This window comes from Streptomyces sp. TOM-9, assembly GCF_056858595.1.
In genome coordinates this window covers 8,276,525-8,290,629 of the sequence record NZ_JBXEQB010000001.1, presented here as the reverse complement: position 1 = coordinate 8,290,629, position 14,105 = coordinate 8,276,525, and the positions used below count along the sequence as shown (strand labels likewise).

Sequence of the window (14,105 nt, the reverse complement as noted above, 5' to 3'; positions counted from 1 at the left end):
CCGGTGCGTCCCGGCCCGCGGTACGGGTCAGCCGTCGGTGAAGGTCTCGCCCCGCGCGACCTTGCGCACCAGCAGCTCCGGCGCCGCGAAACGCTCGCCGTAGGCGGCCCTCAACTCCTCGGCGCGGGCGAGGAAGCCGGCCGGGCCGCCGGGGTAGCCGTTGACGTACTGCAGGACGCCACCGGTCCAGGCGGGGAAGCCGATGCCCAGGATGGAGCCGATGTTGGCGTCGGCGACGGAGGTGAGGACGCCCTCCTCCAGGCAGCGGACGGTGTCCAGCGCCTCGGCGAAGAGCATGCGCTCCTTGAGGTCCTCGAAGGGGACGGCCGCCGCCTCCGGCTTGGTGAAGTGCTCGCGCAGTCCGGGCCACAGGCCCGCCCGCCTGCCGTCCGCGTAGTCGTAGAAGCCGGCGCCCCCGCTGCGCCCGGGGCGGCCGAACTCCTCGACCATGCGGTCGATGACGGCGTCGGCCGGGTGCGGCTGCCAGGTGCCGCCGGCCTCCTCCACCGCGCGCCGCGACTCCTCGCGGATCTTGCGGGGCAGGGTGAGCGTCAGCTCGTCCATCAGGGAGAGCACCTTGGCCGGGTAGCCCGCCTGGGCGGCGGCCTGCTCCACGGTCGCGGGGTCGACGCCCTCGCCGACCATGGCGACGCCCTCGTTGATGAAGTGCCCGATGACGCGCGAGGTGAAGAAGCCGCGCGAGTCGTTGACGACGATCGGGGTCTTGCGGATCTGCCGCACCAGGTCGAAGGCGCGGGCGACGGCCTCGTCTCCGGAGCGGGCGCCCTTGATGATCTCGACCAGCGGCATCTTGTCGACCGGCGAGAAGAAGTGCAGGCCGATGAAGTCCTCACGGCGCTGCACGCCCTCGGCGAGCAGCGTGATGGGCAGGGTGGAGGTGTTGGAGCACAGCAGGGCGTCGGGGGCGACCACGCCCTCGATCTCCTGGAAGACCTTGTGCTTCAGGGCCGGGTCCTCGAAGACCGCCTCGATGACGGCGTCGCAGCCCGCCAGGTCCTGCGGGTCGGCGGTGGGGTGGATGCGGGCGAGCAGCTCGTCCCGCTTCTCCTGGGTGGTGCGGCCCCTGGCCAGGGCCTTGTCCAGGAGTCCCGCGGAGTACGCCTTGCCGCGCTCGGCGGCCTCGGCGGTGACGTCCTTCAGGACGACCTCGATGCCCGCCTTGGCGCAGGAGTAGGCGATGCCCGCGCCCATCATGCCGGCGCCGAGCACGGCCACCTTGGTGACCTGCCGGGCCGGGACGTCCTTGGGGCGGCTGGCACCGGAGTTGACGGCCTGCATGTCGAAGAAGAACGCCTGGATCATGTTCTTCGCGACCTGGCCGGTCACCAGCTCGGTGAAGTGGCGGGCCTCGATCGTGAAGGCGGTGTCGATGTCGACCTGGGCGCCCTCGACGGCGGCGGCGAGGATGTTGCGCTGCGCCGGGTAGGGGGCGCCGGCGAGCTGCTTCCTCAGGTTGGCCGGGAAGGCGGGCAGGTTGGCCGCGAACGCGGGGGTGCTGGGGGTGCCGCCGGGGATGCGGTAGCCCTTGACGTCCCACGGCTGCGCGGACTCGGGGTGGGCGTCGATGAAGGCGTGCGCCTTGGCGAGCATGTCGTCGTGGTCCGTGGCGACCTCGTGGACCAGCCCGTTCTCCAGCGCGCGCCGCGGGTCGTACTGGTTGCCCTGCAGCAGCACCTTCAGCAGCGCGTCGGTGATGCCCAGCAGCCGCACCGTGCGGACCACCCCGCCGCCGCCCGGGAGCAGGCCGAGGGTCGCCTCGGGCAGGCCGATCTTCGATCCGCGGGCGTCGAGCGCGACGCGGTGGTGGCAGGCCAGCGCGATCTCGTAACCGCCGCCGAGGGCAGCGCCGTTGACGGCGGCGACCACGGGCTTGCCGAGGGTCTCGATGCGGCGCAGGTCGCGCTTGATGCCCATGCCGGCCTCGAAGATCTGCGGGGCGTCCTCGGGACCCGCCTTGATCATGTCCTTGAGGTCGCCGCCCGCGAAGAAGGTCTTCTTGGCGGAGGTGACGATGACGCCGCGGACCGAGTCGCGTTCCGCCTCCAGGCGGTCGGCGACGGCCCGCAGGGACTCCCTGAAGGCCTGGTTCATGGTGTTGGCGGACTGGTTCGGGTCGTCGAGGACGAGGGTGACGACCCCGGTCCCGTCCTGTTCCCAGCGGATGGTGGTGTTCGTCGGAAGAGCGGTCATGTTCGGTCGGCTCCGTTGCGGGATGCGGGACAGGAGGTCAGAGACGCTCGACGACGGTGGCGATGCCCATCCCGCCGCCGACGCACAGCGTGGCGAGTCCGTACCGCTGGTCGCGGCGCTCCAGTTCGTCGATCAGGGTGCCCAGGATCATGGCGCCGGTGGCGCCGAGCGGGTGGCCGAGCGCGATGGCGCCGCCGTTGACGTTGACCTTGTCGTGGCTCAGGCCCATCTCGCGCATGAAGCGCAGGACGACGGCGGCGAAGGCCTCGTTGATCTCGACGAGGTCGATGTCGTCGACGGTCAGCCCGGCCTTGGCGAGCGCCTTGCGGCAGGCGGGGGCGGGGCCGGTGAGCATGATGGTGGGGTCGGAGCCCGAGACCGCAGCGGAGACGATGCGGGCGCGCGGGGTCAGGCCGAAGCGCTCGCCCGTCTCGCGGTTGCCGACGGCGACCAGGGCGGCCCCGTCCACGATGCCGGAGGAGTTGCCCGCGTGGTGGACGTGGTCGATCTTCTCGATCCAGTGGTACTTCTGCAGCGCGACGGCGTCGAAGCCGCCCGCCTCGCCGATCGTGGCGAAGGAGGGCTTCAGCCCGGCCAGGCTCTCCGCGGTGGTGCCGGGCCGGATGTGCTCGTCGCGGTCGAGGACGACCAGGCCGTTGCGGTCGACGACGGGGACGACGGAGCGGTCGAAGCGCCCTTCCTTCCACGCCTCGACGGCGCGCGCCTGCGACTCGGCGGCGTAGGAGTCGACGTCGTGACGGGTGAAGCCCTCGATGGTGGCGATGAGGTCGGCGCCGACGCCCTGGGGCACGAAGCCCGTGGTGTAGCTGGTCATCGGGTCCATGGCCCAGGCCCCGCCGTCGGAGCCCATGGGGACGCGGGACATCGACTCGACGCCGCCCGCGAGCACCAGGTCCTCCCAGCCGGAACGCACCTTGGCGGCGGCCATGTTGACGGCCTCCAGACCGGAGGCGCAGAAGCGGTTCTCCTGGACGCCCGCCACGGTCTCGGGCAGCCCGGCGGCGATGGCGGCGGTCTTGGCGATGTCGGAGCCCTGGTCGCCGATCGGTGTCACGACGCCGAGCACGATGTCGTCGATCGCGGCCGGGTCGAGGCCCGGCAGGCGGCGGCGCAGTTCGTCGATGAGCCCGGTGACCAGGTCGATGGGCTTGGTGCCGTGCAGGGAGCCGTTGGCCTTTCCGCGCCCGCGCGGGGTGCGGATGGCCTCGTAGACGTAGGCGTCGGTGCTCAACGTCGGATGCCTTTCGATGAGGGTGTCGGTGGGGATGTCGATGGCGATGCCGGTGGGGGGTGACGGGCGGGGATGGGGCCGGATCAGCCGAGCAGCGAACGGCCGATGATCTCCTTCATGATCTCCGTGGTGCCGCCGTAGATGGTCTGGATGCGTCCGTCGGTGAAGGCCTTGGCGATCGGGAACTCGCTCATGTAGCCGTAGCCGCCGTGCAGTTGCAGACAGCGGTCGGTGACCCGCTTCTGCAGTTCCGTCGCCCACCATTTGGCCATCGACGCGTGCACCGCGTCGAGGCGGCCCGCCGCGTGCTCGCCGACGCAGCGGTCGACGAAGGTGCGCGTGACCGCGCACTCGGTGGCCATCTCGGCGATCTCGAACCGTATGTGCTGGAGCCGGGCGAGCGGCCGGCCGAAGGCCTCGCGCTCCCTGACGTAGGTGGTGGTGAGGTCGAGCAGGTGCTCGGCGGCGGCCGCCGCGGCGACGGCGATGGTGAGCCGCTCCTGGGCGAGGTTGGCCATCAGGTGGAAGAAGGCCTGGTTCTCGGTGCCGAGCAGGTTCTCCTTGGGCACCCGTACGTCGTGGAAGAAGAGCTCGGCGGTGTCCTGGGCCTTCTGGCCGATCTTGTCGAGGTTGCGGCCGCGTTCGAAGCCGGGCATGCCTCGCTCCACGACGAGGAGGCTCAGCCCGCGCGCACCGCCCTCGGGGGTGGTGCGCGCGACGACCACGACGAGGTCGGCGAGGATCCCGTTGGAGATGAAGGTCTTGGAGCCGTTGAGGACGTAGGCGTCGCCCGCGTCTGTGGCCGTGGTGCGGATGCCCTGCAGGTCGGAACCCGCACCGGGCTCGGTCATGGCGATGGCCGTGATGGTCTCGCCGCTGCAGAAGCCGGGCAGCCAGCGCCGCTTCTGCTCCTCGGTGGCCAGTCCGGTCAGGTACGGGCCGATGATGTCGTTGTGCAGGCCGAGGGCGAGCCCGTGCGCGCCGGCGCGGGCGAACTCCTCGGCCAGCACGACCGCGTAGCGGAAGTCGTCGCTGCCCCCGCCGCCGTACTCCTCGGGGACGGCCGGGCCGAGCAGGCCCTGGCGGCCGGCGGCGAGCCAGGCCCCGCGGTCGACGATGCCGGCCTTCTCCCAGCGCTCGTGGTGCGGCAGCACCTCCTTGGCGAGGAAGGTCCGCACGGTCTCCCCGAACGCCTCGTGCTCGGCCGTGAAGAGGTCGCGCTGCATGCTTGTGCCTGCCTTCCGCCGGTGGCCCGGCTACGGGAGCCGGTCCCCGGCCTGCTCGACGAGGGTGGTGGTGGGCGGCGAGGCCCCGGGGGCGGGCGCCGGCAGGTCCCAGTCGCGGGCGACCTCGGCGGTGTGCGCGCCGGGCATCGCGGGCGGACGGCGCAGCGCGCCGGGGGTGGCGGAGAAGCGCGGGGCGGGAGCGGGCTGGGTGATGCCGCCGGTGCCGGCGAAGGTGCCGCGGGCGGCCAGGTGGGGGTGGGCCGCGGCCTCCGCCAGCGACAGCACCGGCGCCGTGCAGGCGTCGCTGCCCTCGAAGACCTCCGTCCACTCCTGACGGGTACGGGACTTGAAGCGGGCCGCGATCACGGCGCGAAGCTCGTCCCAGCGTCCGAGGTCGCCCCGGTCCGGCGCGTCCTGGGGGAGGTCGAGCAGCCGGGCGAACTCCGCGTAGAAGGCGGGTTCCAGGGCGCCGACGGCCATCCAGCCGCCGTCGGCGGTCTCGTAGACGGCGTAGTAGGGGCAGCCGCCGTCCAGCAGGTTGGCGCCGCGCCGGTCCTGCCAGCCGCCGGCGGCGACCATGCCGCGGATCATCGCGCCGAGGTGGGCGACGCCGTCGACGATGGCCGCGTCGACGACCTGTCCGGTGCCGGTGGCGCGGGCGTGGTGCAGGGCCGCGAGGACGCCGGTGACGAGGTAGAGGGAGCCGCCCGCGTAGTCGCCGAGCAGGTTGGCCGGGATGGCGGGCGGTCCGTCGCCGGAGCCGATCATCCCGAGGGCCCCGGCGACGGCGATGTAGCCGATGTCGTGCCCGGCGCGCGGGGCGAGCGGCCCGTCCTGGCCCCAGCCGGTCATCCGGCCGTAGACGAGGCGGGGGTTGCGGGCGTGACAGTCGGCGGGACCGACGCCGAGACGTTCGGCGACGCCGGGGCGGTTGCCCTCCAGCAGGATGTCGGCGCGCGCGACGAGGTCCAGGACCAGCCTGGCGCCCTCCTCGGTCTTGAGGTCGGCGACCACGGAGCGTTTGTTGCGGTTGGTGACGTCGTGCGCCGGGTCGATGCCGAGCCGTGGGCCGCCGGGCCGGTCGACGCGGACGACGTCGGCGCCGAGGTCGCCGAGCAGCATGGCGGCGAACGGGGCCGGCCCGATGCCGGCCAGCTCCACCACGCGCACACCGGCGAGCGGCCCGCCGGCGGAGGCCGCTTCCCCGGGTCGCGTTCCCGCCTCGGTCATCGGGGGCCTCCGGCTTCGCAACGAGCATGACAGTATTGCTGTAACACTGGCGATGCTATGGATGCGCGATGCCGTTGACAAGGGCCGCAGCCCCGGCGGGCCGCGGTTCGTGTGAGGATCACCGCCATGGAGGAGGCACAGTGGCGAAGGTGACGGACGTGGCGCCGCCGGACGACGCCGTACGGGTGAGGGAGCTCTGGCAGGGCCTTGGCCTGCCGGGGATCGTGGACGTGCACACGCACTTCATGCCGGACCGCGTGCTGGCCAAGGTCTGGGCGTACTTCGACTCCGCCGGCCCGCTCACGGGCCGGCCGTGGCCCATCGCATACCGCACCGACGAGGACGCACGGGTGGCCACGCTCCGGGCGTTCGGGGTGCGCGCCTTCACCTCGATGCTCTACCCGCACAAGCCCGCGATGGCCGCCTGGCTGAACTCCTGGGCCGCCGGCTTCGCCGCCCGGACGCCCGACTGCCTGCACACGGCGACCTTCTTCCCGGAGCCGCAGGCGCCCCGCTACGTCCGGCAGGCGCTGGAGGCGGGCGCCCGGGTCTTCAAGTGCCACGTCCAGGTCGGGGCCTTCGACCCCAACGACCCGCTGCTCGACCCCGTCTGGGGGCTGCTCGCGGACAGCGGCGTCCCCGTCGTCACCCACTGCGGGTCGGGGCCCGTCCCCGGCCGCCACACCGGTCCCGGCCCGATCGCGCGGCTGCTGGCCCGGCACCCCCGGCTGCGGCTGGTCGTCGCCCACATGGGGATGCCCGAGTACGGGGCGTTCCTGGACCTCGCCGGGCGATACGAGGGCGTGCACCTGGACACGACGATGGCCTTCACGGACTTCAGCGAGGCCACGGCGCCCTTCCCGCCCCCGGAGCGCAAGCGGCTCGCCGACCTCGGGGAGCGCGTCCTGTTCGGCAGCGACTTCCCCAACATCCCGTACGCGTACCCGCACGCCCTGGAGGCGCTGACGCGGCTGGAGCTGGGCGACGCGTGGACGCGGGGCGTCCTGCACGGCAACGCCGTCCGGCTGTTCGGGCTCGCCAGGTGACGCCGCCCCTGCGGCCCGGCGGCCCCGAGGCGCTCACCACGGCGCGGCTGGTCCTCGAACCGCTGCTGGTCGAGCACGCCGAGGAGATGGCCGCCGTGCTCGGCGACCCCCGGCTCCACGAGTTCACCGGTGGTACTCCGTACGACGCACCGGGCCTGCGCGCCCGCTACGCCCGCCTGGTCGCCGGCTCCGGGGACCCGGGCGTGTCCTGGTGGAACTGGGTGGTCCGGCTCCGCGCGGACGACCGCCTCGCGGGCACCGTGCAGGCGACGGTGGCGTGGGACACGCCGGACGGCACGGTCGCGGAGGTCGCCTGGGTGGTCGGCACCCCCTGGCAGGGCCGCGGCATCGCCACCGAGGCGACCGTCGCCCTCGTCGCCTGGCTCGCCGCGCTCCCCGTGGACCGCGTCGTCGCCCACGTCCACCCCGGGCACCGGGCGTCCGGAGCGGTCGCCGCCGCGGCGGGCCTGGCCGCCACGTCCCTGGTCGTGGACGACGAGATCCGCTGGCAGCGCGACGTCACCCCGCGATCCGACGCGACACGGGGCTGACCCGCTCGGCGGGCGCTGCGGCCGCCGGGCCCGTGCGGCGGCCCGTGCGGCGCTCCGACGGAAGGGGGCGCGGCGCCGGGACGGCCGAGGCAGCAGGGTGGCGGTCACGGCCGTACCGCACGCGAGGGCGCCCCAGGCGCCTCGGGCAGGCCCATCGGGAGCGGGCGAAGGGGCTCCCCGCCCACCGCAGTCCGAAACGACGACACCGGCGGGCGGCCACGGACGCCATTGCAGCCGTCGGCCGCCGGCGTGATGAAGGATGTCCCCGCCCGGAACATCCCGCTACGTCCCGCCGCACGCCACCGGAGGTACCCCGCATGGCGCCACGTCCGCACTGGCTCTTCGGCGACCAGCTGGGGCCGCACTTCCTCGACCCCGGCGTCCCCGTGGTGATGATCGAGGCGCGCTCGGCGTTCGCCCGGCGCCGCTCGCACCGGGCCAAGGCCCATCTGCTGCTGTCCGCGATGCGCCACCGGGCGGCGGAACTCGGCGACCGCGTGCGCTACGTGCAGGCCGGGACCTACCGCGAGGGGCTGCGCGAGGCGGTCGGCGACGCAGGCGTGACCGTGTGCCGGCCGAGTTCCCGGGCCGCGCTGCGGCTGGTGGAGTCGCTGGACCGGGTCGAGGTGCTGCCGGACCGCGCGTTCCTGGTGCCGCGTGAGGACTTCACCGGGTGGCTGGAGGGCCGCTCCGGCGGACGCCTGCTGCTGGAGGACTTCTACCGCTGGGTGCGCCGCTCCCACGACCTGCTGATGGACGGCGGCGAACCGGCCGGCGGCCGCTGGAACCTGGACCACGACAACCGCGAGCCGCCGCCGCGCGACCGGGACGACCTCGGGGTGCCGCCGCCCTGGCGGCCGCACGAGGACGAGATCGACGAGGAGGTCCGGCGCGACCTGGACCGCTGGGAGCGCGAGGGCCGGGTCCGCTTCGTGGGACGCGACGGACCCCGCATGTTCCCCGCGACCCGGCGCGAGGCCCTGTCGGCGCTGCGCGCCTTCGTCGCGCACCGGCTGCCGGAGTTCGGGCGGTACGAGGACGCCATGCTCGCCGGGGACCCGGTGATGAGCCACAGCCTGCTCTCCGCCCCCCTGAACCTGGGGCTGTTGCACCCCGCCGAGTGCGTCGAGCGGGCGGAGCGCGCCCTGCGGTCCGGTGAGGCGCCGCTGAACAGCGTGGAGGGCTTCATCCGGCAGGTCGCCGGATGGCGCGAGTACGTACAGCAGTTGTACTGGCACTTCGGCGCCGGCTACCGGCACCGCAACGAACTGCGTCACCACACGCGGCTGCCGCACTGGTTCCTGGAACTGGACGCGGAAGCGGTGCGGGCGCGCTGCCTGTCGACGGTGCTGGCCCAGGTCCGCGACACCGGGTGGACCCACCACATTCCCCGGCTGATGGTGCTGGGCAGTCACGCCCTCCAACACGGCTGGGACCCGGCGGAGTTGACCGACTGGTTCCACCGCTGCTTCGTCGACGGCCACGACTGGGTGATGGCGCCGAACGTGGTCGGGATGTCCCAGTACGCGGACGGCGGGCTGATGACCACCAAGCCGTACACCTCGGCCGGCGCCTACATCCACCGCATGAGCGACCTGTGCGACGGCTGTGCCTACCGGCCCGCCGAACGGACGGGCGAGCGCGCCTGCCCGTACACGACCGGCTACTGGTCCTTCGTGCACCGGCACCGGGACCTGCTCGCCGCCAACCACCGTACGGCGAGGGCGGTTCGGGGGCTGGAACGGCTGGGGAACCTGCCCGAGGTGCTGGCCCTGGAGGAGCAGCGCGGACGACGAGCTCCGTGACGGTGCGCAACCTCGGCCGTGCAGCGGGTACGCGAACACCGGTGCCCCTCGGCGATACCTACGAAAGAGAGTCGCTTCATCACTCTGCGTAGCGAACTCAATGCACTTCAGGCACGTATAGTTACCTGCGTCACACCAGTAACAGGGAACGGTTCGGGGGCCCACGTGAGTCTCATACGTAGGGCCGCAGTTGGGCACTGGAGCTGGTTGCTGCCCGACGCGCAGGAGTAGTGAGGAGAAGCCATGCGACCGTTCGCGCTGATTCATGCCCGGCCGGCCACACCCGAAACATTCGTAGCGCCGTACACCTACGATTCCGCCCTGCAGCTGAACGTGCTCCCCGACGGACGCCCCGTCATCACCGACCGCGCGCTGCTGCTCGCCACGGCCGCCACCGTCTCCACCGCAGGCTCCAAGACGCACTTCGACGACTGAGCACCCCGAACCCGATGACCGTCCTGATCCTCACCTCCCCCGAGGACGTGACAGCCGACCTGGTGGTGGCCGCGCTGCACGACCGCGGGACGCCGGTGGTCCGCCTGGACCCTGCGGACCTGCCCGGCGAGGTGTCCATGTCCGCCGAGTACGTACGCGGTGACGTACGCGGGTACCTGTCGGTCCAGGAGCGCATGGTGAGCATGGACAGCGTGCGCTCGATCTGGATCCGAAGACCCGGCACACCCGGCGCGGGCGCGGCGGAGCAGTCCGCGTGGCTGACCGCCGAGGCCGGCGCAGCACTGTACGGGGCGCTGCGCTGCGTGCGGGCCCGGTGGATGAACCACCCGGGCGCCGCGGCGCAGGCCCGTTACAAGCCGTGGCAGTTGTTCACCGCGCACCACTGCGGGTTCGCGGTCCCCGCCACGCTCATCACCACCTTCCCGCAGGCGGCACGGGAGTTCGCCGAGCAGCATCCGCAGCTGGTCGTCAAGTCGGTCTCCGGCACGCACCCGGGCGATCCGCCGATGGCGCTGCCGACCACGCTGGTCGCCCCGGACGCCGACTTCTCCGCGGTGGCCGCCGGGCCGACGCTGCTGCAGCAGTACATACCCAAGGCCGCCGACATCCGGCTGACCTGCGTGGGGACGGGGCTGTTCGCGGCCCGCAAGAAGTCCGGCCCCGACCAGGTCGACGGCCGGTTCGGCAGCCCCGAGGACGCCGACTGGGAGCCCGTCGAGCCGCCGGCGCGCATCGTGCGCTCGGTGCGGGAGTACATGGCCGCGGCCGGACTCGCCTACGGCGCCTTCGACTTCGCCGAGGACACCGACGGGACCTGGTGGTTCCTGGAGTGCAACCAGGGCGGGCAGTTCGGCTTCGTCGAGCTGGCGACGGGGCAGCCCATCACCGCGGCCATCGCCGACTGGCTGGCCGGCTGTCAGGACTCCCGCACGCCCCACGGGGCGCCGTAGGAGGTCAGCAGGTCGAGGAAGGGACGGGGTGCGAAGGCCTCCGGGCCGAGGACCCCGCTGCCCGCCCAGGTGCCCGCGGCCATCAGTTCCAGGGCCACGACGGGGTTGACGGCCGTCTGCCAGACGACGGCCTGCGAGCCGTACTCGCGCATCGACCACTGGTTGTCGACGACGTGGTACAGGTACACCTCGCGCGCCCGGCCGTCCTTCGTCCCCTTGACCCACGTCCCGGCGCAGGTCTTGCCGTGCATGCGCTCGCCCAGCGTCGCCGGGTCCGGCAGGCAGGCGGCGACCACGTCCCGCGGGCTGACCCGGGCCGCTCCCAGGTCGCTGCCCACCGCGACGGGTTCGGTGCGGTCCAGGCCGAGTTGGTGGAGGGTCCTGAGGGTGCCGATGAACTCCTCCCCCAGGCCGTACTTGAAGGTGACACGCCCCGCGTCGACCCAGCGCGGCATCAGCAGCACCTCCTCGTGCTCGACGTTCACGCAGCTGACGGGGCCGATGCCCGCGGGGAAGTCGAAGACCTCGGGCTCGCTGAAGGGCGGGGTCGTGAACCAGCCGCGTCCGGCCTCGTAGACCACCGGCGGGTTGAGGCACTCCTCGATGGTGGTCCAGATGCTGAACGACGGAGCGAAGTCGTAGCCGTCGACGGTGAGGTTCGCGCCGTCGCGCACCCCGATCTCCTCGATCGCGTCGAACAGCTCGTCGGCGGCGTAGCGGGCGAAGACGTCCGACAGGCCCGGCTCCACGCCCATCCCGACCAGGGCCAGCCGTCCGGCCTTCTCCCACTCGGCGGCCCGCTCGAACTGCTCGTCGCCGAGCTTGACCCCGCACTCCTGATGGGGGCGCTCCGGGTGCGGGCGGGACAGCGACATCGCCATGTCGAGGTAGTCGGCGCCGGCGGCGAGGGCGGCACCGAACAGGGGCATCACGAAGCGCGGGTCGGTGGCGTTGAGCAGGACGTCGCAGCGCCGCTCGGCGAGCAGCGCGGTGACCGCGGCCTCGTCGGAGGCGTCGACGCGGGCGGCGGAGAACCGGCCCGTCCCGTCGTCCGCGGCCGCGACGGCGGCCTCGGCGCGGGACAGGTCCCGGTCGGCGACGACCATGGCCTCGAAGAACGAGCGGCGGGCGGCGATCCGGGTGATGGCGGTGCCCACCCCGCCGGCTCCCACAAGCAGTACACGCATGGCTGACCAGTCTCCGTTTCCGAGGCGGAGGCGCCTCTGCCCAGGGATGAAACGCCGTCGCGCGACGTATGGTCAATGGTGTTGGCATAAGGTCTCCCCGAGCGGGAAGGAGGGGCGCGTGCCCAAGAAGGTCGTCCAGGAGGCGGCACGCCGGCGCCGCCGCCCCACCAGGAGCGGGGCCGTCCTCTCGCACCGGCTGATCGTCGACACCGCGCTGCGGATGCTGCGCGAGCACGGCTCCGCCGGGCTGACCGTGCGCCGGCTGGGCACCGCGCTCGGCGCCGACCCGAGCACGCTGTACCGCTACTTCCGCGGCATGGACGACCTCACCCTGGCCATCGCGGACGACCTGATGGGCCGGGCGGTGGAGGGCTGGCGGTCCACCGGCACCTGGCGCGCCGACCTGCGCGACCTGGGGCTGCGCATCCACACGGCGTACCTCGCCCATCCGCAGGCGGCGGTGCTCACCGCCAGCCGGGTCTCCGGCCGCGCCCACGAGACCGCGGCCGACGAGACCGTCCTGGGCATCCTGCGCACCGCCGGGTTCCCCGACCCCGCCGCGGTCGCGATCTACCAGGCCTTCATCGACCAGGCCCTGGCCTTCGCCGCGCTGGACGCGGCGACCCTGGCCCTCCCCGAGGCCGCCCGGTCCGCCGACCGGGACGTGTGGCAGGAGACGTACGCCCGCCTCCCGGCGCGGACCCACCCGCACATCGCGGCCACCGCCGGCCTGCTGGTCGACCGCATGAACCGCAGCGCCTACCCCACCGCCCTCGACATGCTCCTGGACAGCGCCGCGGCCCGGCTGGCGGCGTCGCGGGAAGCCTGAGGGCTCACCTCCCGTTCACCTCCCCTGCGCATACTTGAAGACCGGACCCGCCCGTGACCTGCGGGTCCGGGTTCGCCGGAGCACCCGTCGAGCCCTTCCCCCGGCGTCGCGCCGCCGACCCGGCATGACCGCACAACCGTGACAGGAGCGTGAGCTCCGGCGTTCACCGCCGGTTCGCACGCGGCCGTATGGAGTACGACGTATGAAGCACCGCCGGACGGACCGAGCCCCCGCGACGAAGCCCCGGTGGCGCGTGACGGTGCCGCGCCTCGCGGTCCTCGGGGTCTGCGCCGGCGCGCTGTGCGCGGTGCCGGCCGTGCAGAACGCCCACGAGCGGGCGGTCCCCGCGGCCGGCCGGCCGGCACGGCCCGGCCGCCTCCGCCCTGCCGCCCTCGGCGCCCCCACGGACGCCGACGGCAACGCCGACCCGGACCCGGGTGCCGGAGCACGGCGACGGCAGGTTCACCAAGGCCCCCGGCAGCCGGCGGACCATCGGGCACGGCACCCCACTGCGGTACGGCGTGGAGGTCGAGGACGGCACCGGGTTCTCCGCCGCCTCGGTGGCCGCGCAGGTCGACCGCATACTCGCCGACAAGCGCGGCTGGACGACGGCCGGCGCCGCCTTCCGGCGCGTCGCCACGCCGCCGTACGACTTCCTCGTGCGGCTGGCCACCCCGGACACCACGGACGCCCTGTGCGCGAAGTACGGCCTGGACACCGGCGGCGAGGTCAACTGCAGCGGCGGCAAGGACGTCGTGGTCAACCTCAAGCGCTGGGTACTGCTGAGCCCGTACTACAAGGGCCGTCCGGCCGAGTACCGCGCCCTGATCGTCAACCACGAGGTCGGCCACCGTCTCGGCCGCGGCCACCGCGGCTGCCCCGGTCCCGGGCGGCCCGCCCCGGCGATGATGCAGCAGATCAAAGGCCTGCACGGCTGCGTCGCCAACGCCTGGCCGTACGACCGGCACGGCCGGATGATTACCGGCTGGAGGCCGGGTACGAAGTGCACCTCAACCTGTCGCCGGTCGTCGTACGCCCCGGCTGGCAGGCCGCGTGGGCGGAGCTGTTCCGGCACCTGGACGACGTCCTTCCGGCGGCGGTGAAGGCCCAGGCCGCGGCCGAGGTGATCATGCTCACCCACAACGCCGGGCTGCACGAGGTCAACCTGGGCTGGCACCCCCGTGCCGAGGAGCTGCTGTGGCGCCCCGCGCTGCAGGAGCCGAAGCGCTCGCAGAACGGGGACCTGAACGTGCGCTACCGCGCCGCGGAGAAGGCCGCGTCCGTACGCCGGCTGCTGGCGCTCGCCGCGGAGCACGCGCCGTGGCTCCGCATCCGCTACGCCTTCTGAGGTCTCCGGGAGTT

Annotated in this window: 12 protein-coding genes and 1 pseudogene; 8 read left to right on the top strand and 5 right to left on the bottom strand. The window is 73.3% G+C overall.

The annotated features are described in order from the left end of the window. Nucleotides 1-27: 27 nt before the first annotated feature. From AC1VWI_RS38165 to AC1VWI_RS38150, 4 genes are all read right to left on the bottom strand, one after another. The gene (locus AC1VWI_RS38165; RefSeq protein WP_499515604.1) at nt 28-2,211 is read right to left on the bottom strand and encodes a 3-hydroxyacyl-CoA dehydrogenase NAD-binding domain-containing protein; all 2,184 of its coding nucleotides are present in this window, start codon (nt 2,209-2,211) and stop codon (nt 28-30) included. A 37-nt stretch (nt 2,212-2,248) separates the two neighbouring features. Next, a complete protein-coding gene (locus AC1VWI_RS38160) occupies nt 2,249-3,463 on the bottom strand; it encodes an acetyl-CoA C-acetyltransferase (protein WP_499515603.1) in 1,215 nt (404 codons plus the stop codon). Nucleotides 3,464-3,546: 83 nt separating this feature from the next. After that, nucleotides 3,547-4,689 carry an acyl-CoA dehydrogenase family protein gene (locus AC1VWI_RS38155; RefSeq protein WP_499515602.1) on the bottom strand — a complete coding sequence of 381 codons (1,143 nt, stop codon included), beginning with the start codon at nt 4,687-4,689 and terminating at the stop codon, nt 3,547-3,549. A 30-nt stretch (nt 4,690-4,719) separates the two neighbouring features. Then, nucleotides 4,720-5,919: a CaiB/BaiF CoA transferase family protein gene (locus AC1VWI_RS38150; RefSeq protein WP_499515601.1), complete on the bottom strand. Its 1,200-nt coding sequence runs from the start codon at nt 5,917-5,919 to the stop codon at nt 4,720-4,722. Between the two features lie 140 nt (nt 5,920-6,059). On the opposite strand from AC1VWI_RS38150, the gene AC1VWI_RS38145 reads away from it, so the two are divergent. The 5 genes from AC1VWI_RS38145 to tgmB all read left to right on the top strand — a co-directional run bounded on the left by AC1VWI_RS38145 (nt 6,060) and on the right by tgmB (nt 10,727). Next, nucleotides 6,060-6,965 carry an amidohydrolase family protein gene (locus AC1VWI_RS38145; RefSeq protein WP_499515600.1) on the top strand — a complete coding sequence of 302 codons (906 nt, stop codon included), beginning with the start codon at nt 6,060-6,062 and terminating at the stop codon, nt 6,963-6,965. Continuing rightward, entirely contained in the window at nt 6,962-7,516 is a 555-nt protein-coding gene (locus AC1VWI_RS38140) for a GNAT family N-acetyltransferase (protein ID WP_499515599.1), read from the top strand. The genes AC1VWI_RS38145 and AC1VWI_RS38140 overlap by 4 nt, the downstream gene beginning before the upstream one ends. Nucleotides 7,517-7,833: 317 nt before the next feature. Then, nucleotides 7,834-9,321 carry a cryptochrome/photolyase family protein gene (locus tag AC1VWI_RS38135; RefSeq protein ID WP_499515598.1) on the top strand — a complete coding sequence of 496 codons (1,488 nt, stop codon included), beginning with the start codon at nt 7,834-7,836 and terminating at the stop codon, nt 9,319-9,321. 243 nt (nt 9,322-9,564) lie between these two features. Next, nucleotides 9,565-9,756: a putative ATP-grasp-modified RiPP gene (gene tgmA / locus AC1VWI_RS38130; RefSeq protein ID WP_018562451.1), complete on the top strand. Its 192-nt coding sequence runs from the start codon at nt 9,565-9,567 to the stop codon at nt 9,754-9,756. A 14-nt stretch (nt 9,757-9,770) separates the two neighbouring features. Continuing rightward, the gene (gene tgmB / locus AC1VWI_RS38125; protein WP_499515597.1) at nt 9,771-10,727 is read left to right on the top strand and encodes an ATP-grasp ribosomal peptide maturase; all 957 of its coding nucleotides are present in this window, start codon (nt 9,771-9,773) and stop codon (nt 10,725-10,727) included. On the opposite strand, the gene AC1VWI_RS38120 is transcribed toward tgmB, so the two are convergent. Then, a complete protein-coding gene (locus AC1VWI_RS38120; RefSeq protein WP_499515596.1) occupies nt 10,694-11,914 on the bottom strand; it encodes a saccharopine dehydrogenase family protein in 1,221 nt (406 codons plus the stop codon). The genes tgmB and AC1VWI_RS38120 overlap by 34 nt on opposite strands. Nucleotides 11,915-12,032: 118 nt before the next feature. On the opposite strand from AC1VWI_RS38120, the gene AC1VWI_RS38115 reads away from it, so the two are divergent. From AC1VWI_RS38115 to AC1VWI_RS38105, 3 genes and pseudogenes are all read left to right on the top strand, one after another. Next, nucleotides 12,033-12,743, top strand: a complete 711-nt coding sequence (locus AC1VWI_RS38115; RefSeq protein WP_499515595.1) for a TetR/AcrR family transcriptional regulator — start codon at nt 12,033-12,035, stop codon at nt 12,741-12,743. 437 nt (nt 12,744-13,180) lie between these two features. After that, entirely contained in the window at nt 13,181-13,846 is a 666-nt protein-coding gene (locus tag AC1VWI_RS38110) for a DUF3152 domain-containing protein (RefSeq protein WP_499515594.1), read from the top strand. Next, nucleotides 13,729-14,091 (top strand): annotated as a pseudogene (locus tag AC1VWI_RS38105) (spore photoproduct lyase family protein); the annotation flags it as partial. The gene AC1VWI_RS38110 and the pseudogene AC1VWI_RS38105, both read left to right, overlap by 118 nt. Nucleotides 14,092-14,105 lie beyond the last annotated feature (14 nt).

What these genes read in the sequence shown, in the direction of transcription:
- AC1VWI_RS38165 (WP_499515604.1), bottom strand. Translation starts at nt 2,211, where the DNA reads ATGACCGCTCTTCCGACGAACACCACCATCCGCTGGGAACAGGACGGG.
- AC1VWI_RS38155 (WP_499515602.1), bottom strand. Translation starts at nt 4,689, where the DNA reads ATGCAGCGCGACCTCTTCACGGCCGAGCACGAGGCGTTCGGGGAGACC.
- AC1VWI_RS38150 (WP_499515601.1), bottom strand. Translation starts at nt 5,919, where the DNA reads ATGACCGAGGCGGGAACGCGACCCGGGGAAGCGGCCTCCGCCGGCGGG.
- AC1VWI_RS38135 (WP_499515598.1), top strand. Translation starts at nt 7,834, where the DNA reads ATGGCGCCACGTCCGCACTGGCTCTTCGGCGACCAGCTGGGGCCGCAC.
- tgmA (WP_018562451.1), top strand. Translation starts at nt 9,565, where the DNA reads ATGCGACCGTTCGCGCTGATTCATGCCCGGCCGGCCACACCCGAAACA.
- tgmB (WP_499515597.1), top strand. Translation starts at nt 9,771, where the DNA reads ATGACCGTCCTGATCCTCACCTCCCCCGAGGACGTGACAGCCGACCTG.
- AC1VWI_RS38120 (WP_499515596.1), bottom strand. Translation starts at nt 11,914, where the DNA reads ATGCGTGTACTGCTTGTGGGAGCCGGCGGGGTGGGCACCGCCATCACC.